General features: G+C 66.7%; 17 protein-coding genes. 6 read left to right on the plus strand and 11 right to left on the minus strand.

The window, feature by feature from the left end:
• Nucleotides 1-212 precede the first annotated feature (212 nt).
• The 4 genes from gltB to V5F68_RS22625 form a co-directional block, all read right to left on the minus strand.
• Nucleotides 213-4,919 (minus strand): glutamate synthase large subunit, encoded by a 4,707-nt coding sequence (gltB, locus tag V5F68_RS22610; RefSeq protein ID WP_394013026.1) that lies wholly within the window; start codon nucleotides 4,917-4,919, stop codon nucleotides 213-215.
• A gap of 468 nt (nucleotides 4,920-5,387) precedes the next feature.
• On the minus strand, nucleotides 5,388-6,293 hold the full coding sequence (locus V5F68_RS22615; protein WP_394013025.1) for a TorF family putative porin: 906 nt from the start codon (nucleotides 6,291-6,293) through the stop codon (nucleotides 5,388-5,390).
• 224 nt (nucleotides 6,294-6,517) lie between these two features.
• A complete protein-coding gene (locus tag V5F68_RS22620) occupies nucleotides 6,518-7,396 on the minus strand; it encodes a protease inhibitor Inh/omp19 family protein (protein ID WP_394013024.1) in 879 nt (292 codons plus the stop codon).
• 101 nt (nucleotides 7,397-7,497) lie between these two features.
• A complete protein-coding gene (locus tag V5F68_RS22625; RefSeq protein WP_394013023.1) occupies nucleotides 7,498-8,463 on the minus strand; it encodes a 2-hydroxyacid dehydrogenase in 966 nt (321 codons plus the stop codon).
• A gap of 267 nt (nucleotides 8,464-8,730) precedes the next feature.
• On the opposite strand from V5F68_RS22625, the gene V5F68_RS22630 reads away from it, so the two are divergent.
• From V5F68_RS22630 to V5F68_RS22655, 6 genes are all read left to right on the plus strand, one after another.
• Entirely contained in the window at nucleotides 8,731-9,813 is a 1,083-nt protein-coding gene (locus tag V5F68_RS22630; RefSeq protein WP_394013022.1) for an ABC transporter ATP-binding protein, read from the plus strand.
• A 161-nt stretch (nucleotides 9,814-9,974) separates the two neighbouring features.
• Nucleotides 9,975-11,291, plus strand: coding sequence for an ABC transporter substrate-binding protein (locus tag V5F68_RS22635; RefSeq protein WP_394013021.1), 1,317 nt, complete (start codon nucleotides 9,975-9,977; stop codon nucleotides 11,289-11,291).
• A 177-nt stretch (nucleotides 11,292-11,468) separates the two neighbouring features.
• Nucleotides 11,469-12,416 (plus strand): carbohydrate ABC transporter permease, encoded by a 948-nt coding sequence (locus V5F68_RS22640; protein ID WP_394013020.1) that lies wholly within the window; start codon nucleotides 11,469-11,471, stop codon nucleotides 12,414-12,416.
• Nucleotides 12,417-12,468: 52 nt separating this feature from the next.
• Entirely contained in the window at nucleotides 12,469-13,350 is an 882-nt protein-coding gene (locus V5F68_RS22645; RefSeq protein ID WP_394013019.1) for a carbohydrate ABC transporter permease, read from the plus strand.
• Between the two features lie 4 nt (nucleotides 13,351-13,354).
• Entirely contained in the window at nucleotides 13,355-14,233 is an 879-nt protein-coding gene (locus V5F68_RS22650; RefSeq protein ID WP_394013018.1) for an NAD(P)-dependent oxidoreductase, read from the plus strand.
• A gap of 105 nt (nucleotides 14,234-14,338) precedes the next feature.
• Entirely contained in the window at nucleotides 14,339-14,845 is a 507-nt protein-coding gene (locus V5F68_RS22655) for a TIGR00645 family protein (RefSeq protein WP_394013017.1), read from the plus strand.
• Between the two features lie 117 nt (nucleotides 14,846-14,962).
• Here the strand turns inward: V5F68_RS22655 and V5F68_RS22660 are convergent, their stop codons facing one another.
• From V5F68_RS22660 to V5F68_RS22690, 7 genes are all read right to left on the minus strand, one after another.
• A complete protein-coding gene (locus V5F68_RS22660) occupies nucleotides 14,963-15,265 on the minus strand; it encodes an STAS domain-containing protein (protein WP_394013016.1) in 303 nt (100 codons plus the stop codon).
• Nucleotides 15,255-16,889 carry a Na/Pi symporter gene (locus V5F68_RS22665; protein WP_394013015.1) on the minus strand — a complete coding sequence of 545 codons (1,635 nt, stop codon included), beginning with the start codon at nucleotides 16,887-16,889 and terminating at the stop codon, nucleotides 15,255-15,257. The genes V5F68_RS22660 and V5F68_RS22665 overlap by 11 nt, the downstream gene beginning before the upstream one ends.
• Before the next feature lie 29 nt (nucleotides 16,890-16,918).
• Nucleotides 16,919-17,371, minus strand: coding sequence for an ATP-binding protein (locus V5F68_RS22670; RefSeq protein WP_394013014.1), 453 nt, complete (start codon nucleotides 17,369-17,371; stop codon nucleotides 16,919-16,921).
• Nucleotides 17,372-17,435: 64 nt separating this feature from the next.
• On the minus strand, nucleotides 17,436-18,119 hold the full coding sequence (locus V5F68_RS22675) for a GNAT family N-acetyltransferase (RefSeq protein WP_394013013.1): 684 nt from the start codon (nucleotides 18,117-18,119) through the stop codon (nucleotides 17,436-17,438).
• Nucleotides 18,116-19,129, minus strand: a complete 1,014-nt coding sequence (locus V5F68_RS22680) for an ABC transporter substrate-binding protein (protein WP_348845469.1) — start codon at nucleotides 19,127-19,129, stop codon at nucleotides 18,116-18,118. Before V5F68_RS22680 ends, V5F68_RS22675 begins: the two co-directional genes overlap by 4 nt.
• Nucleotides 19,126-21,117: an MFS transporter gene (locus V5F68_RS22685; protein WP_394013012.1), complete on the minus strand. Its 1,992-nt coding sequence runs from the start codon at nucleotides 21,115-21,117 to the stop codon at nucleotides 19,126-19,128. Before V5F68_RS22685 ends, V5F68_RS22680 begins: the two co-directional genes overlap by 4 nt.
• On the minus strand, nucleotides 21,114-21,791 hold the full coding sequence (locus tag V5F68_RS22690) for a hypothetical protein (protein WP_394013011.1): 678 nt from the start codon (nucleotides 21,789-21,791) through the stop codon (nucleotides 21,114-21,116). Before V5F68_RS22690 ends, V5F68_RS22685 begins: the two co-directional genes overlap by 4 nt.
• Nucleotides 21,792-21,932: the final 141 nt, after the last annotated feature.

The following is a 21,932-nucleotide window of genomic DNA, read 5'->3' on the forward strand; positions in this document are numbered from 1 at the left end:
CTTTTGCGGCATGCGATGTCGCACGATGCAGCGGCTCGTTCTGGATGTTCTAAAGTCCTCTCCCGCTTGCGGGGGAGGGTCGGGAGGGGGCGCCGCGTAGCGGCGGGACCAGCCTTCCGAAGGTCGCGACGGGCTTCCCCGCTTCGCTCGACCCCCTCCCCAGCCCTCCCCCGCAAGCGGGAGAGGGAGCGGATGGTGCGAGCGGGAGATCCCTATTCCGCCGCCTGAAGACCGCGCCGCTTCTCCATTTCGCGCAGGGCACGGCGGTATTCCACCGGCATCACTTTCACGAACTTGCTCCGATAATCGGCCCAATTGTCCAGAATGGTCTGGGCGCGGGTCGAGCCGGTGTAGTGCAAGTGTTTGGCGATCAACTGGTGCAGGCGCTCCTCGTCGTGGCGGGACATATCGCCCTGCACGTCGATGCGGCCCTTGAACTCCAGATCGCCGCCGTGGTGGTGCAGGCGTTCGAGAAGGTCTTCCTCCTCCTCCACCGGCTCGATATCCACCATGGAGAGATTGCAGCGCTTGGCGAAGCTCTTGTCCTCGTCCAGCACATAGGCGACGCCGCCGGACATGCCGGCCGCGAAATTGCGCCCGGTCTGGCCGATGACCACCACGATGCCGCCCGTCATATATTCGCAGCCATGGTCGCCGGTGCCTTCAACGACGGCGACTGCCCCCGAATTGCGCACAGCGAACCGCTCGCCGGCCACGCCGCGGAAATAGCATTCCCCGTCAGTGGCGCCGTACATCACCGTATTGCCGACGATGATGGAATTCTCGGCGACGATGGAGCTGTTGGCCGGCGGGCGCACCACGATGCGGCCGCCCGAGAGCCCCTTGCCCACATAGTCGTTCGCCTCGCCCACCAGGTTGAGGGTCACGCCGGTCATGAGGAAGGCGCCGAAGGCCTGCCCGGCCGTGCCGTGGAGGTTCACCTCGATGGTGTCGTCCGGCAGGCCGGCGCCGCCATAGCGCTTGGCCACCTCGCCCGAGAGCATGGCGCCGACGGAGCGGTCCACGCTGCGGATGGGGCTTTCGATCACCACCTTCTCGCCGCGCTCCAGCGCCGGCGCCGCCTTGGCGATCAGGGTGCGGTCGAGCACCTTCTCGATCGGGTGATGCTGGCGCTCGTTGTGGCGGATAGAGACATCGGCCGGCATGTTCGGCTGGGCGAAGATGCGGGTGAAGTCGAGGCCCTTGGCCTTCCAATGGTCGATGGCCGGCTGACGGTCCAGCGCATCCACCCGGCCCACCATCTCTTCCACGGTGCGGAAGCCGAGCTGCGCCATGATCTCGCGCATCTCCTCCGCGATGAAGAAGAAATAGTTGATGACGTGCTCGGGCGTGCCCTTGAAGCGCTTGCGCAGCACCGGGTCCTGGGTCGCCACGCCCACCGGGCAGGTGTTGAGGTGGCACTTGCGCATCATGATGCAGCCGGCAGCGATCAGCGGCGCGGTGGAGAAGCCGAACTCGTCGGCGCCGAGCACCGCGCCGATCACGGCGTCGCGGCCGGTGCGCAGCCCGCCGTCCACCTGCAGCACGATGCGGCCGCGCAGGCGGTTCGCCACCAGCGTCTGCTGGGTCTCGGCAAGGCCGATCTCCCAGGGCGAGCCGGCGTGCTTGATGGCGGTGAGCGGGGAGGCGCCGGTGCCGCCCTCGAAGCCGGAAATGGTGATGTGGTCGGCACGCGCCTTGGCGACGCCCGCCGCGACCGTGCCCACGCCCACTTCCGACACCAGCTTCACCGAGACGTCCGCCGCCGGGTTGACGTTCTTCAGGTCATAAATGAGCTGCGCCAGATCCTCGATGGAATAGATGTCGTGGTGCGGCGGGGGCGAGATGAGGCCGACGCCGGGGGTGGAGTGGCGCACCTTGGCGATCACCGCATCCACCTTGTGGCCGGGCAATTGGCCGCCCTCGCCGGGCTTGGCGCCCTGCGCGACCTTGATCTGCATGACGTCGGAATTGACCAGATATTCCGTGGTCACGCCGAACCGGCCCGACGCCACCTGCTTGATGGCCGAGCGCATGGAATCGCCGTTGGGGAGCGTCTTGTAGCGCTCCGCCTCCTCGCCGCCCTCGCCGGTGTTCGACTTGCCGCCGATCCGGTTCATGGCGATGGCGAGCGTGGTGTGCGCCTCGCGCGAGATGGAGCCGAACGACATGGCACCGGTGGAGAAGCGCTTCACGATCTCCGCCGCCGGCTCGACCTCGGCGAGGTCCACCGGCGCATTGCCGATCTCGTCCGCGTCGCGCAGGCGGAACAGCGAGCGGATGGTCAGCAATTGCTTCTCGTCCGGCGTGTTCATCATCTTCGCGAAGGCGCGATAATGGTCCTGCGCATTGCCGCGCACGGCATGCTGGAGGGTCGCGACGCTGTCCGGCGACCAGGCATGCTCCTCGCCGCGGATGCGGTAGGCATATTCCCCGCCCACATCCAGCGCGAGGCGATAGACCGGCGCGTCCGAGAAGGCGAGCTTGTGCCGGCGCACGGTCTCTTCCGCGATGCCGGAAAGGCCGACGCCCTCGATGGTGGTGGCGGTGCCGAAGAAATACTTCTGTACCAGTTCGGAGGAGAGGCCGACCGCATCGAAGATCTGCGCGCCGCAATAGGATTGGTAGGTGGAGATGCCCATCTTGGACATCACCTTCAGCAATCCCTTGTCCACCGACTTGATGAAGCGCTTGACGATTTCGGTCTCGTCCACCTCCTCGGGAATGTCTTCCTTCATCCCCAGCAGGGTCTCGAAGGCGAGGTAGGGGTTGATGGCTTCCGCGCCATAGCCCGCGAGACACGCGAAATGATGCACTTCGCGCGCTTCGCCGGTCTCCACTACCAAGCCCACCGAGGTGCGCAGGCCGGTGCGGATGAGATGATGATGCACCGCCGCCGTCGCCAGCAGGGACGGGATCGGGATGCGGTCCGGCCCGGTCATGCGGTCGGACAGGATGATGATGTTATAGCCGCCGTGGACCGCCGCCTCGGCGCGCTCGCACAGGCGCTCCAGCGCGCCTTCCATGCCCGCCGCGCCCTTGTCGGTCGCATAGGTGATGTCGAGCGTGCGGGTGTCGAACCGCTCCTCCATGAAGCCGATGGAGCGGATCTTCTCCAGATCCTCGTTGGTGAGGATGGGCTGGCGCACTTCCAGGCGCTTGCGGCGGGCGTTGCCTTCCAGATCGAAGATGTTCGGCCGCGGGCCGATGAACGACACCAGGCTCATGACCAGTTCCTCGCGGATCGGGTCGATGGGCGGGTTCGTCACCTGCGCGAAATTCTGCTGGAAGTAGGAATAGAGCAGCTTCGACTTGTTGGAGAGCACGGAGATGGGCGTATCCGTGCCCATGGAGCCGACGGCTTCCTGGCCGGTCACAGCCATGGGGGCCATGAGCAGCTTCAGGTCTTCCTGGGTGTAGCCGAAGGCCTGCTGGCGATCGAGCAGCGACACGTCGGTGCGCACCTCGCGCGCCTCGACCTTGCGCAGGTCTTCCAGCACCAATTGGGTGCGCTTCAGCCATTCCTTGTAGGGATGGGCGCGGGCGAGCGAGGTCTTGATCTCCTCGTCGGGCACGAGGCGACCTTCCACCAGGTCCACCAGCAGCATCTTGCCGGGCTGGAGACGCCACTTGGTGACGATCTTCTCTTCCGGAAGAGTGAGCACGCCCATTTCGGAGGCGAGCACGATGGTGTCGTCGCTCGTCACCATGTAGCGCGCGGGGCGCAGGCCGTTGCGGTCGAGGGTGGCGATGATCTGGCGCCCGTCGGTGGCGACGATGGCCGCCGGCCCGTCCCACGGCTCCATGAGGGCGGCGTGATATTCGTAGAAGGCGCGCCGCTCCTCATCCATGAGCGGGTTGCCGGCCCAGGCCTCGGGCACCAGCATCATGGCCGCGTGGGGCAGCGAATAGCCGCCCTGGGTCAGGAATTCGAGCGCATTGTCGAAGCAGGCGGTGTCCGACTGCCCCTCATAGGAAATCGGCCACAGCTTGGAGATGTCGGCGCCGAACAATTCGGTGTCGACGGAGGCCTGCCGCGCCGCCATCCAGTTCACATTGCCGCGCAGCGTGTTGATCTCGCCGTTATGGGCGACCATCCGGTAGGGATGGGCCAGCGGCCACGCCGGGAAGGTGTTGGTGGAGAAGCGCTGATGCACCAGCGCCAGCGCGCTCTCGAAATCGGGATCGTGCAGGTCGGGATAATAGGCGCCCAACTGGTCGGCCAGGAACATGCCCTTATAGACCAGGGTCCGGCAGGACAGGGACACGGGATAATAGCCGGCCGTGCGCGGGTCCTTCGCGTCATAGATGACGTTGGAGATTACCTTGCGCAGCACGAACAGGCGGCGCTCGAACGTGTCCTCGTCGGCGATGCTCTCGCTGCGGCCGAGGAAGATCTGCACGTGGCGCGGCTCGGTGGGCAGCACGCTCTCGCCCAGCGAGGAATTGTCGGTGGGCACATCGCGCCAGCCGAGCAGGCTCAGGCCCTCTTCCGCGACCAAGCGCTCGAACGCGGCGCGCACAATCGCCTCGCCCTCGGCATCGCGGGGCAGGAAGATGTGGCCGACGGCATAATGGCCCGGCTCCGGCAGCGAGAAGCCGAGGCGCGCGGCCTCCTTGGAAAAGAAGCGATGGGGGATCTGCACCAGCATGCCGGCGCCGTCGCCCGCGCGCGGGTCCGCGCCCACGGCGCCGCGATGCTCCAGATTGAGCAGGATCTGGATGCCGTCCTCGATGATGCGATGGGACTTGCGGCCCTTGATGTCGGCGATGAAGCCGACGCCGCAGGCGTCCCGCTCCTGGGCGGGATCGAACAGGCCGAAGGCTTTGGGCCGACCGACAATCGCGCCGGCAGTCACGGCGGCGGCGTTCTGAGCCACCCGGCCGGTCAAACCTTCCTTGCGATCGGTCGCACCCATGGTCTTACCCTCTCCCTGATGCCGGAACCGTGCCGGCAGACTGCAACCCTCGCTGACCGGTCCGCGCTACCGCGCGAAAAGGCGCGCGCCCTGGACAGACGCTCGCGATGACCGACAGCTGAGACGCTATTGATAGGGCAGTAGCGCTGCCCTATCTCGCTGAACATGACAGAAAAGCGGCAAACTCACAAGGTCAACGCCCCTGCTTTTGGCGGAGCCCAGCAGAGGAAATTGCGCATAGCTGCCGCGCGACGAAAGAACGGTACGGCGCAGCGCTGTTTCGCGCAATGGCGTTGCTGTAGCGGCGCTGAGCGCCGCGTCTTTGCCGCAATCCGGCCACCCGTCTCATGCCGCAATGCGCCGCTTCCGCCGACAGGCTTGGGCTTGGGCGGTGGTGCGGACATAAAAAAAGCGCCGCGAAGATCGCGGCGCTTGAAGAGGTCCCCGTCCGAAGACGGGGACCGTCGATCACTTGAGGGCGTTGAGCGAGGTCGCGAAGGACAGGCTCGCCAGGAACTTGTTGCCGCAGGCGTTGCTGTTGCCGATCATGAACGCGCAGTTGTTGTCGCTGAGGTCCGTGCCGGAATAGCGCAGGTCGAGGGTGGCGGCCTTGTAGGTGAAGGCGACGCCGACGTTCCACCAGTTATAGCCGGGGATGGTCTCGTTATAGGTGAAGCCAACCAGGTTGGTGGTCGCATAGCTGTAGGCGTTGGTGTCGAGCCACTGATGGCCGAACTCACCCGACACGTACCAGCCGAAGTCGCCGCCCGGGCCGAAGGAGGGCAGGGGAACCTTGGCGGTGCCGGACAGCGCCGTGCCGTCGGTGCCGGTGGCGGCAAAGTCGCTGGACCAGAAGAGGTTCAGGCCGACGGTCAGCCAGGGAGCGACCACATAGCTGGGCTTCGCATAGATTTCCCAGTAGTTGTAGTCGGTCGAGCCGGGGCCGGTCTTCAGCAGGGTGACCGGATCGAGGCTGTTGCTGCTGCCCGGATAGGTGTAGTAGGCGCCGCCGACGTCGAGGCTGAAGTTACCCCAGGTGTGACGCACGCCACCGGCGAAGTCGACTTCCAGGGAGCTGTTGCCGTCCCACAGGAAGTTCTCAACCCAGTTCTGGTTGGACGCCCACACGTTGAAATAGACCCAGTCGAAGAGCTGGAGTTCGACGAAGCCCTGGATCGCCGGGTTGTTGTTCGTCTGGCTGATACCGCGGAAGAGGTAGTCAGAAGTGCCGGTCACGCCGAAGGCCAGGTCCCACATGGGAGTGACAGGCGCGGGGGCGACAGCCTTCACCGGCATGGTGCTCAGGTCGGCGGCGGAAGCGGCGGCGCCCGACAGCATCAAGCTGGCGGCAGCGGCGAGAACGATCTTCTTCATCAAGTGAACCCCCAATGGATATCTGCACAGATTGAGACCAAATTTTTGCAGGCGTTCCAATGAGAAAATTCAGGCACGAACTGCCCGCACTTTAGGCAAAACCGCATGGATGCTGGATTTCCATGTTGCAAAAGTGCAACGCGCGGATGAAACCTGCGCGTGCGTCGCCTGGGGCACAACTGTGGCTGGACTGTGCCGCAATTATTTTATGGCCTGTTTATGTGTTACTGCCGCAACAGGAGCAGTGGCCTACCCCGCTCCGGCACCTTCGCCCAGCCGCCATCCTCCTGCCGCGCGAATCGCAGCGGGGTGCCGCCGGAGCCGGACGCCATCAGCACATTGCCGCCCTCTATGCTCCAGGACACCGGGCCGAACTGGATGATGGCGGGATCACACGGCGTGCCGAGCTGCAGCTTGTGCCCGCCATTCCCGATCGCTTCCTCCAGGAAGGTGACGTGGCAGATCGGCGTGCCGGCGACGCGCGCGAGATCCCAGTCCCCGAGCATCTCCTCCACCCGCACCGCGTTGTCGTCATTGGCGGTGGGGCTGGCGAGGAAATAGACGCCGTCGCCTTCCCGCAGCGCCTCGTAATTGCCGGCCGTCGCCTGGCCGAATTCCACCACCAGCCGCCCTTGCGCGTTCATCAGCCGTACCGCGCCAGAGGGATCGGGGACCCACGCCGTCACCTGCTGCATGAAGCCGATGCCCGCGCATAGGCCGCCGTCGAAGGCCAGGGCGAAGCCGTTGGCCGCGGGGTCCGTTTTCAGGGTGAGCGGGCATTTGCGCTGGCCGTCCGCGCTGCTGAGCACGAACGCGCCGGCCGCCTGTTCCGCCTGGGCGCGCAGGGCGGGGTCGACCTTCGGCGGCTCGGGTTTTGCGGGGGCGGACGGCTTGGCGGGAGCGGCGGGCTTGGCGGCGGGCTTTTGCTGCGCGGTCCCCGTGCCGCCGGCCTGGGCGAGAAGGTCCGCCTGGGCCAAAATATCGGCCTGCGGGAAAAGATCGGCGAGGGTTGGAGACTGCGCCTGCGCGACGGCTGCTGCGGGCAATTGCCAAAGGGCGGGGGCCATCAGCGCTAGGGCGCAGGCAAGGCGAAGGCGACGCATGATCCGATTCCGTCTCACCACGGCAAATGCGTCACGCTAAAGCATGTCGGGGGAAAACAGAATGTGGCGACCCGCGCCCTGACAGCGCGGGTCTATGCGCCTCAGGCGCGCGGCCAGGGGGTCTCGGCGACCGGCGTGACGGGGCCCTTGCCGTCGAACCAAGAGAGCAGATTGTCCACCACCAATTGGCCCATGGCGGTGCGGGTGAAATGGGTGGAGGAGCCGACGTGCGGCAGCAACACCACATTATCAAGCGCGAACAGCGCTTCCGGCGCATTCGGCTCGTCCACGAACACGTCCAGGCCGGCGGCGAGGATGGTCTTGTTGGTGAGGGCTTCCACCAGCGCCGGCTCGTCCACCACGGTTCCGCGCGCCACATTGATCAGGATGCCGTTGGGCCCGAGCGCGGCCAGCACCTCGGCATTGATGAGCCCGCGGGTGGCGGCGCCGCCGGGCAGGATGAGGATCATGGTGTCCACGTCCCGCGCCATGGCGACGAGGTCGGGATAATGCGTGTAGCCCACATCCGGCTGGGCGCGGCGGGTGTGATAGACCACCGGCACGCCGAAGGCGTCCAGCCGCTTGGCGATCGCCTTGCCGATGCGGCCCATGCCGACGATGCCGACGGTGCGGTCGCGCAAGGTGGGACCCAGCGGGAACGCCCCCTTCTTCCACGCGCCCGAGCGGACGAAGCGGTCGGCCTGGGGAATTTCGCGCACGGTGGCCAGCAGCAGGCCGAGCGCGAGGTCGGCGACCTCTTCGTTCAGCACGTCGGGCGTGTTGCTCACAATGACGCCGCGCGCGGCGGCGGCGGCGGCGTCCACCGTGTCGTAACCCACGCCGAAATTGGCGATGATCTCCAGCTTCGGCAGGCGCGCCATGAGCGCGTCGTCCACCTTGCGCTTGCCGCGGGTGGCGATGCCGCGAATCTCGGTGCCGTGCGCCGCGATCGCCGCCTCGAAATCATCCAGGCCCAAAAGAGTGGCGCGCTCGGCCAGCTGTCGCTCCACCACTGTGTCCATGATGGGGCCGGTGAGGAGCAGCTTGGGGCGTGAATCTTCCGTCATGAGAGTGCTCGGCGTTCGGGTGGCGGGCTGCGCCTCGACCGGGGCGCGGCGAAGGATGGGCCGCTTCTGGATAAGCCGCCTTATGCTTTGGTTCAATCGTTTTAAAAAGCACTTGATCGAAAATGAGCGCCGCACCATGATCGCCGCGCACCTGGCGGAAGCTGGGGCACGGCCGCCGCACGGCGGCCCAAATGAAGCGCCAGTCTCCGTTTCAGCGGAGCCAATAAAGAGCGCGCGTCGGGTGGATACTTCAAGGAGCGGAACGGGATGGCGACCGTCGATATTCGCGGTGTGAAGAAGGCCTATGGAGCGACGGCGGTCATCCATGGGGTCGATGTGGATATCCGCGACGGGGAATTCGTCGTTCTGGTGGGGCCGTCCGGCTGCGGAAAATCCACGCTGCTGCGCATGATCGCGGGGCTGGAGAACATCACCGGCGGGGAGATCCTGATCGGCAACCGCGTGGTGAACGACGTTCCGCCCAAGGAACGCGACATCGCCATGGTGTTCCAGAACTACGCGCTCTATCCCCACATGACCGTGGGCGCGAACATGGGCTTCTCCCTGAAGCTGCGAAACGCACCCAAGGCGGAAATCGATGCGCGCGTTGCCCGCGCCGCCGAGATTCTCGGCCTCTCGCACCTGCTGGACCGGTTCCCGCGCCAATTGTCCGGCGGCCAGCGCCAGCGCGTCGCCATGGGCCGCGCCATTGTGCGTGATCCGCAGGTGTTCCTGTTCGACGAGCCGCTTTCCAATCTCGATGCCAAGCTGCGCGTGCAGATGCGCACCGAGATCAAGGAACTGCATCAGCGCCTCAAGACCACGACGGTCTATGTGACCCACGACCAGATCGAGGCCATGACCATGGCCGACAAGATCGTGGTGATGCACGACGGCGTGGTGGAGCAGATCGGCGCGCCGCTCGACCTTTACGACAAGCCCGCAAACCAGTTCGTCGCCGGCTTCATCGGCTCGCCCTCGATGAATTTCATCAAGGGCACGGTGCAGGTGAACGGCACCGCCCGCTTCATGAGCGACAGCGGCGTGGTGCTGCCCCTGGAACGGGTGCCGGGTTCCGCCAGCGGGCGCCGCGCGGTCTATGGCTTGCGGCCGGAGCATGTGCGCATCGATCCGCAGGGCGTGCCCGTGCGGGTGGTGGTGGTGGAACCCACCGGCTCGGAACTGCTGGTGGTGGCGCGCCTCGGCACCGATGCGGCGAGCGAGCAGGAAGTGACCCTGCTGTTCCGCGAACGGATGATGTTCGCGCCGGGCGAAATCATCCATATCGCGCCGATGCCCGGCCTCCAGCACCTGTTCGACGAGGCCACCGGCGCGCGCCTGGAGGCGTGAGCGCGAGGGCCCGAAAAGCGCGCGCCACGGGCGGCGACGTGCCAGACTGAATTCTGCCGAACGACCGAAGGGCCAAGATCCAGCGGGCAAGATCCCAAGGGCGAGGACTCAGACGGCCGGCAGAACGTGACAACGCCAATAAGTCACCATGGAGGAACGCCATGACCATTTCCAGACGTAACGTATTGCTCGGCGGCGCCGGTCTCGCCGGCGCGGCGGCTCTGCCGGGCTTCGGCGCGATGCCCGCTTTCGCCCAGGGCGCCGCCATGCCCCAGTTCAAGCCGGAGCCCGGCGCGGCCCTGCGCGTGCTGCGCTGGTCGCCGTTCGTGAAGGGCGAGGAGGATGCCTGGCTCGCCAACACCAAGAAATTCACCGAGGCCACCGGCATCGAAGTGCGCATCGACAAGGAGAGCTGGGAAGACATCCGGCCCAAGGCGGCGGTGGCGGCGAACGTGGGCTCCGGCCCCGACATCGTCTGGGTCTGGTTTGACGATGCGCAGCAATATCCCGACAAGCTGCTGGACGTGACCCCGCTCGCCAATGCGCTCGGCGCGAAATTCGGCGGCTGGTATCCCGGCAACGAGGCTTATGCGAAGGCGGACGGCAAGTTCATCGCCCTGCCGCTCGCCACCATCGGCAATGCGGTGTGCTATCGCGACAGCTGGGTGAAGGACGCGGGATTCTCGACCTTCCCGCGCGATACCAAGGGCTTCCTCGAGCTCGCCAAGGCCTTGAAGGCGAAGAACCACCCCATGGGCTTCACGCTCGGCCACGGGGTCGGCGACGGCAACAATTACTGCCATTGGGTGCTGTGGAGCCATGGCGGCAAGATGGTGGACGAGCAGGGCAAGGTTGTCATCAACAGCCCGGAGACGATCGCCGCGCTGAAATATGCGGCCGAGCTTTACAAGACCTTCATTCCCGGCACCGAGAGCTGGCTCGACGTCAACAACAACCGCGCGTTCCTCGCCGGCGAGATTTCAGTGACCGCCAACGGCGTCTCGCTCTATTACGCTGCGAAGAATGATCCCAAGCTCGCGGACATGGCTGCGGACATCAAGACCACCAACATGCCGGTGGGCCCCACCGGGGTCGCGGAACTGGCGCAGACCACCTCGGCCTGCATCTTCAAATATTCGAAGTTCCCGCAGGCGGCGCAGGCCTATATGGCGTTCATGTTCGACGCGCCGCAGATGAATGCGTGGATCCAGGGCGCCAGCGCCTATTGCTGCCAGACGCTGAAGGCGTTCGCGAACAATCCCGTGTGGACCTCCGATCCCAACCACGCGCCCTATGCGAAGGCCTCCGAGCTGCTGCGTCCGAACGGCTATTCCGGCCCGCTCGGCCCGCAATCGGCCGCCGCCATGGCGGACTGGATCGTGGTCGACATGGTGGCGGAAGCCGCCACTGGCCAGCGCACCCCGGAAGAAGCCGCCAAGCGCGCGGAAACCCGCGCCAACCGCATCTACCGCCGGTGATCGGGCTGAGTTGATCGCCGCGTGCCGCCGGCCCGGTGCGGGCCGGCGGCGCCGACCAACCGGCAGGGCCTTCCGCGCCGCCTGGATCCGGTCCTTTCCTCTCCTCCCCCGCACGCGGGGGAGCGTTTTTCAGGGCCAGCCCACACGTGCCTTTGCGGGTTCAGGGAGAGTGAGTTCATGACTGAAGTGACGGCGCGGGCCGCGCCCGGATTCAATCTGCGATCATGGTGGGCAGGCATAGGCCAGGGCCGGCACGTGCTCGGCCTGATCTTCCTGCTGCCGGCCGCGGTGTTTCTGATTTTCTTCCTCACCTATCCGCTCGGCCTCGGCGTCTGGCTCGGCTTCACCGATACGCGCATCGGCCGGGACGGCGTGTTCATCGGCCTGGAGAATTACGAATCCCTCTGGGGCGACAGCATCTTCTGGCTCGCCGTCTTCAACACCCTGATCTATACCATCGGCGCCTCGGTCCTGAAGTTCGCGCTCGGCCTGTGGCTCGCCCTTCTGCTGAACGAGAACCTGCCGTTCAAGAGCTTCTTCCGCGCCATCGTGCTGCTGCCTTGGGTGGTGCCGACCGTGCTCTCGGCGATCGCCTTCTGGTGGATCTTCGACGCGCAATTCTCGGTCATCTCCTGGGCGCTGATGAAGATGGGGCTGATCTCCACCAACATCAATTTCCTCGGCGATTCCACCAATGCCCGCATGTCGGTGATCGCCGCCAATGTGTGGCGCGGCATTCCCTTCGTCGCGATCTCGCTGCTCGCCGGCCTGCAGACCATTCCCGCCTCCCTGCACGAGGCGGCGACGCTGGATGGGGCGAGCGGCTGGCAGCGCTTCCGCTACATCACGCTGCCCATGCTCTCGCCGATCATCGCCGTGGTGATGACCTTCTCGGTGCTGTTCACCTTCACCGATTTCCAGCTGATCTATGTGCTCACCCGCGGTGGCCCGCTGAACGCGACCCATCTGATGGCGACGCTCTCCTTCCAGCGGGCAATTCCCGGCGGACAATTGGGCGAGGGCGCGGCCATCGCGGTGGCGATGATCCCGTTCCTGCTCTCGGCCATCCTGTTCAGCTTCTTCGGATTGCAGCGCCGCAAGTGGCAGCAGGGCGGGGGGGATTGATGATCATGACCCGCCCCGTCCCCTTTCTTCCTGCCCGCGCGGAGTGCCGGCCATGACCGATCAAGGCGTCACCGACAATTCCACCGGCATGAGCTATCTCGACAGCCTGCCGAAGCGCCTCATCACGGTGATTCTGCCGTTGCTGGTGTTCGTGTTCGTGCTGCTGTTCCCGTTCTATTGGATGGCGCTGACCGCCATCAAGCCGAACTGGCAGCTCACCGACTACAACAATTATTCCCCGCTCTGGGTGTGGGAGCCGACGCTCGAGCACATCAAATATCTGCTGTTCGAGACCTCCTATCCCGGCTGGCTCTGGAACACGATCCTGGTGTCGGTGTGCGCGACCGCGATCTCGCTGGTGGCCTCGGTGTTCGCCGCCTATGCCATCGAGCGCATGCGCTTCCACGGCTCGCGCTGGGTCGGGCTCGGCATCTTCATGGCCTATCTGGTGCCGCCGTCCATCCTGTTCATCCCGCTGGCGCTGATGGTATTCCACCTCGGCATCTATGACAGCAAGCTGGCGCTGATCCTCACCTATCCGACCTTCCTGATCCCGTTCTCCACCTGGCTGCTGATGGGCTATTTCCGCTCCATCCCGTACGAGCTGGAAGAATGCGCGCTGATGGATGGCGCCTCGCGCTGGCAGATCCTCACCAAGGTTCTGCTGCCGCTCTCGGTGCCGGGTCTGATCTCGGCGGGCATCTTCTCCTTCACCTTGTCGTGGAACGAATTCATCTATGCCCTCACCTTCATCCAGTCTTCGGAGAACAAGACGGTGCCGGTGGGCGTGCTGACGGAGCTGGTGCGCTCGGACGTCTACGAATGGGGGGCGCTGATGGCGGGCGCGCTCATCGGCTCACTGCCGGTGGTGATCCTCTATTCGTTCTTCGTGGACTATTACGTCTCGTCCATGACCGGCGCGGTGAAGGAATAAGACCATGCGGATCGGATTTGTCGGGCTGGGCGCCATGGGGCTGCCCATGGCGCAGCATCTTGTTGCGGCCGGGCACGAGGTGGCCGGCTTCGATCTGAACACGGCGTCGCTTTCCACCTTCGCCGCCGGCGGCGGCCGCGCGGCCGCCTCTCCGGCCGATGCGGCGCAGGGCGCGGACCTGCTGGTGCTCATGGTGGTGAATGCCGACCAGGCCGAGCAGGTGCTGTTCGAGGCCGGCGCGGCGGACGCGCTGGCGGCGGACGGGGCGGTGATCCTGTGCTCCACCTGTTCCCCGCCGCGCGTGGAAGCCATGGCGGCGCGCCTTGCCCTGTCGCAGCGCGGCCTTGTGGATGCGCCGGTGTCCGGCGGCGTCATCGGCGCTCAGAATGCCGCCCTGACCGTGATGGCCAGCGCGCCCGATCCGCTCTATGCCCGCACCGAAGGCGTGCTGCGCACCATGGGCAGCCGGCTGTTCCGCGTCGGCAATGCGCCGGGGCAGGGGGCGATGGTGAAGACCATCAACCAGCTTCTGTGCGGCGTGCATATCGCCACCGCCGCCGAGGCGCTGTCGCTGGCCGAGCGGGCGGGGCTGGATCTGTCGCAATTGCTGGAGATCTTCGGCGAGAGCGCGGCGGCGAGCTGGATGCTCAACAATCGCGGGCCCCGCATGGCGGCCGACGACGGCAAGGTCACGAGCGCCGTGGACATCTTCGTGAAGGACCTCGGCATCGTGCTGGAGGCCGGCCGTGGCGCGAAGGCGCCGACGCCCCTCGCCGCGCTCGCCCAGCAATTGTTCCTGGCCGCCTCCGCCCAGGGCCTCGGCCGGGCCGACGACAGCCAGGTGATCGAAGCCTATCGGGCCATGACGTCCCGCCGCGGCTGAGCGCGGCGGCCCGGCGGCTCGGCGCGGCTGGATCTTCCGGCAGGCTTGCCCTCGCCGCCGTTGCATGCGAGGCATGCTGCGACGCACAGACCGACGAGGGCGGCCATGCTGGAACGGGGCATCGAGGGCATACTCTTCCGCAGCCGCTGGCTGATGGCGCCTTTCTACATCGGCCTCGTCATCGCGCTGCTGGTTCTGCTGTTCAAGTTCGGCCACGAGCTGCTGCATTTCGTGACGCACGCGCTGGACGCCACCGAGTCCGACACCATCCTCGGCATCCTGACCCTGGTGGACCTCACCTTCACCGGCAATCTGGTGTTGATCGTGATCTTCTCGGGCTATGAGAATTTCGTCTCGAAGATCGATCCCAACGGCCATCCCGACTGGCCGGAATGGATGACGCGGGTGGATTTCAGCGGCCTCAAGCAGAAGCTGCTCGCGTCGATCGTGGCGATTTCCGCCATCGCGCTGCTCAAGGCGTTCATGAATTTGGACAAGGGCGCCGACACCACCTGGCTGATGTGGCTGGTCATCATCCACGCGGTGTTCGTGCTCTCGAGCCTGGTGCTCGCCTTGTCCGACCGGCTCAGCAGCCACGAGGAGCCGCACTGAGGAGCCGTACTGAGGCGGCTATGCCGCGGGGCGGCCGGCATGCGCACGGCCGTCTTGCGCCGCAAGTCGGTCGGGGCGCTGATCATGCGGGCGGCGGCCTGGGGCCGCCGGGTCCGGTCAGCTGATCTCGAACAGGGTCGAGAAGCCGGAGATGTCGAACACTTCGCGGATCTGCGGCTGAAGCGACTTGAGCGAAAGCTTGCGCTTCGCGGTGCGCATGGCCTTGCCCGCCACGAGAAGGGCGCGCAGGCCCGAGGACGAGACATAGACCACGCCCGCAAGGTCAACCACGATGCCGCCGTTGGTGGTGTTCACCACGTCCAGCAGGCTTGCTTCGAACGGCTTCGCGTTCGGCGTGTCGAGACGGCCGGCCACCTTCAGCAGAACGTCTTCGCCGGCTTGTTCGCGCTCAATCTGCATGAGCCTCTTCCAGGTTCGCCTTGTTAAGTGCAGTTGCGGGCTTATCGTCATTCGCATCCGGGCGCAACGTCACTGCGAGTCGCCGCACCAGCCACACCGCGCGCTCGAACATGCTGGTGGCGAGCAGCAGCTTGCGCGCCTCCTCCCCGGAATTGAGCGCGGAGCCGGCCAGCGCGCGGCGGATGCGATCCAGCAGCTCGCTGCGGTCGGAGGTCAGGCCGATCAGGATGTCGAAATCCTCGATCGAGCCGCCGCGGGCATCCACGAGCGACAGGACGATGGTGCGCAGCGCTTCCGACAGGTTGAAGGCGAGCGGCGGCAGATCCTTGAACTCTTCCACCACCTGCGAAAAATCGTGCAGCGTGTCCTGAAGGAATTTCACCAGATCGAGCTGTTCCTGGAGATGGAGCGCGAGGTCGAGATCCTCCCGGCCGACCCGGCGCTCGATCACCCGCACCACGAACTGGCCGGTCGCCGCGACGATGGCGGTCGAGCCGTGCCACAGCACGGTCCGCTCCTTGGCGGCGCCGGTGGAGCGTTGGTCGAGATCGGGTAGCAGGTCCGGCAGCAGGCTCACCAGCCGGTCTGTCTCGTGGGCCGCGAGATCGAGCGCGGTGGACGGATCGCCGATGGCCGCGTCATGGATGAAGTGCGGGCGGGACACCCGATCCTCCACCGAGGCTGGGCTGAGCGCGACGGAGATCCTCTCCGTCAGCCCGCGCAGCCCGGTGACGGGCAAGCCGCCGCTGACCTGCAGGGCCAGGAACAGCAGCGAGATGGACAAGGAGGGTTCGCCGCCGCCAAGGCTGGTGAGGATCGCCGCGCTGTCCCAGCCGGCCAGGTTGGCACCTTCCCACAGGGCGAACACGATCACGCAGCCGACGCCCTTCACCAAGATGTGGACGAAGCACAATTGCTTGCCGATGCCCACGAGGCCGCCGGCTGTGACGAGCGTGGCGATGCCCGAGCCGAAATTCGCGCCGAGGATCAGGTAGAAGGCATCCTCCAGCCCGAGCAGCCGGGCCTTCGTGGCCGCGACCGCGAGGATGGTAGCGGTGGAGGCCGATTGCGTGATCACCGCCGCGACGAAGCCGAGCGCGAGGCCAAGCAGCGGGGTGAGCCCGTTGGAAAAGGCCTCGGCCGCCTGGGCCACGTCGATGCCCTTGGGCGCCGATTTGATGAAATCCAGGCCCAGAAACAGCAGTGCGAGGCCGAGCGTCACGCCCATCCAGTCGCGCCAGTTCGGGCGCCGGTCGAGACGCAACTGATAGGTCATGCCGACGAGCGCGATGAGGAACAGCACCGCCAGGCGCATGTCGATGGAGGCGATGAACACCAGAGCGGAGGTGCCCACGTTCGCGCCCGCCACCACGGGGATCGCGTCGCGCGTGGTGAAGACGCCGCCGCGCACCAGATTGCCGGCGATCAGCGTGACCGCATTGCTGGATTGCGCCGCCGCGCCCGCGAAGGCGCCGCAGAAGAAGCCGGAGAAGGACGAGCGCGTCGCCGCCTTCAGCATGGTGCGCACGCGCCGGCCCATGGCCTGCTGCAGGTGAACGCTCATCAGCTTGAGGCCGATGAACAGCAAGCCCAGGCCGGCCAGAAGCCCGGCAAGAATCAGCATGGCGCAATCACCCCGGATTCAGGCATGGGTCAGGCCGTCTTCGGTTTGGTCACCAGGGTGAGATGGTTCTCGTTCCCGTGGCGCTGGTAGGTGAGGTGTTCCAGGAAGTGCCGCATCAGCTGCACGCCGTGGCCGCCGATCTTGGCGTCCTCGACGCTCTCCGGCACCTCGGGCTCGGCCACTTCGGTGGGGTCGAAGGGGATGCCGTTGTCGACGATCCGCACGCCGATGCGATCGCCGTCCAGCTCCAGCACGTCCAGCCGGATCATGGGCGGGGCGTCCACGCCCTCGAAGGCATAGGACACCACATTGGCCAGCGCTTCCTCGACACTGAGTTCGAGCCCGAACTTCAGCGCGACCGGCCAGTCCTCCGCCTCCGCGATGGTTCCGAGCCACTCCGTCGCGTCCGCGATCGCATCGATTGTAGCGTCGATGGTGAGCGATGCGCGAATCGGCGCCTGTGGGGGCTGGGACGTGCTCATGGTTCGCCGGCAGGCGGCTCCTGGAGGGAGGGGACAGGTGGCGCCAGCTGAGCGGGCCAGGACATCACGCAATCCTCGGCTGAGGCGGGGCGAACAGGATTCCCGGAGCGCCCGAGGCGAGCCGCGAACGGGCAAAGCCGCGCCACCCCTTCTCGAATAATTCTTCCTGAAGGGGCAGGTTCAGCGGATCCACCGTGACCGCATGCGCCGGGTCATAGGTGGCGCCGTCGCGGACCATCATGTAGCGCAGATAGCCGCCGTAGCGCCGCACGATGCCGTGGATCGGAAACCCTTCCGCCAGCAGGCTCGCCCAGCTCGGCGTATTCACCGGGGCGGCGGTGGAGAAGAGGGCCATCTCCGGCGGTGCCATGGCAACGCGGGCGCTGATGGTGATGCGCTGGAGGCCACGACCCCGGAAGGCGGGCGCAACCGACGCGCCGGCGAGGCGGCCGACCGGCGTGCCCGGCGCCAGGCCCAGTTCGCGCCGCGGATCGTCCGCCGGCGAATGATCGTGCTGGAGGATGCCATAGGCGATGAGACGGCCGTCGTAGGCGCCGATCACCCGTCCCCGGCCGGAGAGGATGCTGGCGAAATAGGACCGGGATTCCGGCTTCACGATATCGGGCCGCACCACCGGGCCGACCGCCAGGCGATGCAGCGTCTCCACCTCGTCCAGATCCTCCGGGCGCAGTTCGCGCCAGGTCAGGCTGTCATCCAGGGGCCGTGCTGCCGTTAAACCGGCCATCATGTGAGGACTTCCGCATAGTTCAGCATGACAATGGGCGGGAACACGCCCAGCTTCTTCGCCACATTCATATTGATGATCAAGGCGAAGCGCTTCAGCGTTTCGATCGGAATATCCTTGGGCGCCTTCTTTTGCACCAGGATTTCGACCGCCTTCGAAGCCGCCAATTGTCCTACCGAATAATACCGGCTGACAAGTCCGACAAGCCCGTCGCCTTCGCGCAGGAAGAATTCGGTGGAACCGAACGTGGGCAGCCCCACGTCGATCGCCACCGGGGCGATGCGATTGAAGATGGTGGCGAGGAAGGTGTCGGGGGGAAGATACAGCCAGTCCACGCCCTGGGCGCGCATGTTGCGCACGAACTGCTCCACGCCCTCGCCGGTGGGCCGCGTGCCGTGCATGGTCAGCGGCTGGGTCACCAGGGTCGCGCCCACGCTGTCGCAGAACGCCTTCATCTCATTCACGATGACGAGGGAGTTGCTCTCGTTCGGGGAATAGATCACGCCCACCTTGGAGAACGATTTGTAGGTCTGCATCGCGCGCATCTGCACGTCGGTCGGCACCACGTGCACGGCGCCGGTCACGTTGCGGCCGGAGGAGGCCACGGAGGGCGCGATCTTCACCTGGACCGGGGCGGCAACAAGGGCGAACACGACCGGAATGTCGCGCACGAACGGCGCGTCGGCGGGGGCGTCATAAGGCCCGGCGACCGCCAGCGTGTTGGGGGTGCCATAGGTGTAGATCAGGTCGGGTTTGAAGGTGGGCAGTGTCTCCGCGAGGATCGGCTTCACGCGGGTGGCGTCGCGCTCCACATCGCGGGTCAGGAATTGCGCCTTCACGCCGGCCGCGTCGAAGAAATAGCGGAAGCCGCGCTCCACGTCCGTATCGCCGCGAAAGGTCAGCATCAGGATGCGGAACGGGCGATCCTGTGCGAAGGCGGGCGCGGGCGCGCCCATGGCGCCGAGCGCGCCCGCGCCCAGGCCCAGGGAGAGAAGGGAGCGCCGGTCGATCACAGGGGTGTTCCTTCCGGTGAGACCTCGGGCCGGTTCACGGCCTCGGTCGGGGTGGCGGATGCATGGCGACCAGATAGCGCGAAGGCGAGGGCTCCCGCCACCACCATTATGCCGATCGAGGCGGTGGCCGCGGCAAATCCGATGGCGGCGAGCAGCAAGCCGGCCGCGGCCGGCCCCGCCGCATTGCCCGAGCGCTCGATCAGGCGGAACAGCCCCAGCACGCCGGCCGAGCTTCCGCCAGGCACGTGGCGGGCGCTGTCCGCCACCAGAGCGGATTGTGGGGCGATGGACATGGACTGCCCGATGCCCAGCAGCGCCAGCACCAGCGCGATCAGCACCGGCGAGGTGCCGAGCGTCAGCAGCAGCGCGCCGCCGCCCGCGATGAGGCCGCCGGCGATCACGAAGCCGGAGCGCGCATTCATCCGCTCGGCCAGTGCGGCGAACACCGGCACCGCCACCACCATGAGGATCGGATAGATCATCTGCAGCCGGCCGATCGCCGCGGCGCTATAGCCCTCGCGCTGCAATTCCACCGGCACGAGATAGAAGCACACCGCCACCAGCAGGAATTTCGCCGGCAGCGCGCAGCCGAACAGCAGCGCCGAGAGGCGCGGCGCCTTCAGGGCGGCGGCGAGTTCCGAGAGGCCGACACCGGCGCTGCTGCGGCGCGGCTCGGATCGCGGCAGGGAGAAGAAGGCCACCACCAGGGCGATCACGGCCAGGCCGCTCGACACCAGGAAGGCGGCCTGCCCGCCGAGCCGGTCGGCGATGACGCCGCCGATCGGCGGGCCGCACAGCCCGGCCACCATGATGGCCTTGACGAACACCGCGAGGCCCGCGGTGCGTTCGCTCGGTCGCGAATGGTCGATGACGTGTCCCTGGGCGGAGACGAAAACCAGCGCATAGCCGATGGCCGACAGCAGGCGCGTGCCGAGGAACAGCCAATAATCGCCGGTGAGGCCGGAGGCGCAATAGCCGAGCGCCGCGATGAGCGCGCCCAGCATGAAGCTGGACCGGCGCCCCAGGCGCTCGGAGGCCACGGCGAACGGCAATTGGCACAGCGCCACACCGGCCATGAAGACGACGATCGGCAGGCTCATGGCGAAGTCCAGGCTGAACGGCAGCTTGGGCGGCACGAGCCCCTGCACCAGGCGCGGCAGGAAGGGCCGGGTGAGTTCTTCCGCGACCATGAACAGGAACAGCGCCGGCCGCACGATGGTCGCCGCATGGTTCTCGCCCGGATGCACGGAGCCGAGGCCGGTGCGGGTTTCCACCTCGGCGAGGGCCGCGAGCGCGTGCGCATCGCCGCTCTCCTCGGCGGTGGCGCGCACCTGCCGGTGCATCGCGTTCACCTGCTCGACGCGGGCGTCGATGGGCGCGATGAGCGGGAGCTTCGCGGCATCTTCGCTGGCATGCTGGGACAGGCGCCCGCTGGCGAGGGCGCGGATCCGCGCTTCCAGCGCGGCGAGCGCCTCGACGCCGCTGGTGCCGACCACCAGCGCCACCAGTTCGAGCGCCACCAGCAGGGACACGATGCCGATGAAGGCGACATCCACCAGCACCGCGCTGACCTGGGCGGAGATGACGCTGGTATCGATGGCGATGGCGATGGTGGCGAGGGGGGCGCCGCTGCGCGCCGAGACCGAGGAATAGACGATGGGGGTGTCGGGCGGCAGGCTCGCCGCCCCCGATTGGGTGAGCACCGCGCCGAAGGTGGTCAGCATGCGGATCTGCGCCAGCTCATCGTTGGCGGCCCGCAGATCGTCGAAATAGTCGCGGACCCCCACCAATTGGTCGAGCGGTATGCCCGCCTGCACGGCGTTTTCCACCAGCGCCGCAGCCGAGCGGCCCACCGATTCCGCCTTGGCGGAAATGGCCGGCACGATGGTGCGCTCCGCCGCGCGCCCGGCAGCCCAGCCGATCACCGCCAGGGCGGCGCAGAGAATGACCGCGATGGCGAGCGAGATGCCTGCACGCAAGCCGATCATGAGCGCGCGGTCTCCGTTGTGGCGCCGGGGTCGGGGGAGCCGCCCCGCGTGACGCTGGCGTGCACCGACTGCGCGGCGGCGAGCGCGGTGCGGGCGGCGGGGGGCCATTTCTCGGGCTCCGCCGCGCGGCGCGCCGCGCGCTTCAGATCCGCGGCGAGCAGGATGCCGATGGCGATGGTGGCCAGGGCGGCGCCGATCAAAGTGGGAATGGCGATGGTCCTCAGATCATCCGCGAGCGCCCGCGCGCCGGCATCCATGGATGCGGGATCGTAGCGCACCACCACGCGCCCGATGGCGGCGGCAAGGTCGTTCTCGATGCGTCGTCCCACCGCATGGGGCAGGGGGCCGGCCGGGGCGCCGACGCGGGCGGACGCGCTGCTGAACAGCACCATTCCGCGATCGTCCACGACATCGATGGAATCCACCGCCGGGTCGAGCCGGGCCTCGCGCGCCACCAGTTCGGACAAGGTCGTCTGAGCCGGCAACGCGATTCCCAGGCTGGCGGCGAACTGGGCGGTGGTGGCAATGCGCTCTGCGGTAATGCTGAATCGCGCCTCGATGGCACCCCTATGCGCGTTTTGCAGAGTGACGTAGGAGAAATATGCACCGAACGCGACGCAGGCCGCGGCGATCATCGCGAACAGTGCGATAAGGCCCAGGGTGGTTCGGATCATTTGTGCAATCCCGCAAAGCGCTTGCACTCTGTCAGGGCGGGCGGGGGAAGGGAAGAGCCTTCGCCGCAAAGCTTTTTGAGCGCCGATGCAGTTTAGGTCTGGTTTGAAGCCGCCGGGGCGGCTAACGTCCGCCGTCTCCAG

The sequence above is a fragment of the Roseixanthobacter pseudopolyaromaticivorans genome (assembly GCF_043195145.2).
In the GTDB taxonomy this organism is placed as follows: Bacteria; Pseudomonadota; Alphaproteobacteria; order Rhizobiales; family Xanthobacteraceae; genus NCEH01.

Excerpts from the sequence above, each read along its gene's own strand:
- V5F68_RS22615 (WP_394013025.1), bottom strand. The coding sequence starts at position 6,293 with ATGAAGAAGATCGTTCTCGCCGCTGCCGCCAGCTTGATGCTGTCGGGC.
- V5F68_RS22640 (WP_394013020.1), top strand. The coding sequence starts at position 11,469 with ATGACTGAAGTGACGGCGCGGGCCGCGCCCGGATTCAATCTGCGATCA.
- V5F68_RS22645 (WP_394013019.1), top strand. The coding sequence starts at position 12,469 with ATGACCGATCAAGGCGTCACCGACAATTCCACCGGCATGAGCTATCTC.
- V5F68_RS22650 (WP_394013018.1), top strand. The coding sequence starts at position 13,355 with ATGCGGATCGGATTTGTCGGGCTGGGCGCCATGGGGCTGCCCATGGCG.
- V5F68_RS22675 (WP_394013013.1), bottom strand. The coding sequence starts at position 18,119 with ATGATGGCCGGTTTAACGGCAGCACGGCCCCTGGATGACAGCCTGACC.
- V5F68_RS22670 (WP_394013014.1), bottom strand. The coding sequence starts at position 17,371 with ATGAGCACGTCCCAGCCCCCACAGGCGCCGATTCGCGCATCGCTCACC.
- V5F68_RS22660 (WP_394013016.1), bottom strand. The coding sequence starts at position 15,265 with ATGCAGATTGAGCGCGAACAAGCCGGCGAAGACGTTCTGCTGAAGGTG.
- V5F68_RS22620 (WP_394013024.1), bottom strand. The coding sequence starts at position 7,396 with ATGCGTCGCCTTCGCCTTGCCTGCGCCCTAGCGCTGATGGCCCCCGCC.
- V5F68_RS22625 (WP_394013023.1), bottom strand. The coding sequence starts at position 8,463 with ATGACGGAAGATTCACGCCCCAAGCTGCTCCTCACCGGCCCCATCATG.
- V5F68_RS22630 (WP_394013022.1), top strand. The coding sequence starts at position 8,731 with ATGGCGACCGTCGATATTCGCGGTGTGAAGAAGGCCTATGGAGCGACG.
- gltB (WP_394013026.1), bottom strand. The coding sequence starts at position 4,919 with ATGGGTGCGACCGATCGCAAGGAAGGTTTGACCGGCCGGGTGGCTCAG.
- V5F68_RS22655 (WP_394013017.1), top strand. The coding sequence starts at position 14,339 with ATGCTGGAACGGGGCATCGAGGGCATACTCTTCCGCAGCCGCTGGCTG.
- V5F68_RS22635 (WP_394013021.1), top strand. The coding sequence starts at position 9,975 with ATGACCATTTCCAGACGTAACGTATTGCTCGGCGGCGCCGGTCTCGCC.
- V5F68_RS22685 (WP_394013012.1), bottom strand. The coding sequence starts at position 21,117 with ATGATCGGCTTGCGTGCAGGCATCTCGCTCGCCATCGCGGTCATTCTC.
- V5F68_RS22665 (WP_394013015.1), bottom strand. The coding sequence starts at position 16,889 with ATGCTGATTCTTGCCGGGCTTCTGGCCGGCCTGGGCTTGCTGTTCATC.
- V5F68_RS22690 (WP_394013011.1), bottom strand. The coding sequence starts at position 21,791 with ATGATCCGAACCACCCTGGGCCTTATCGCACTGTTCGCGATGATCGCC.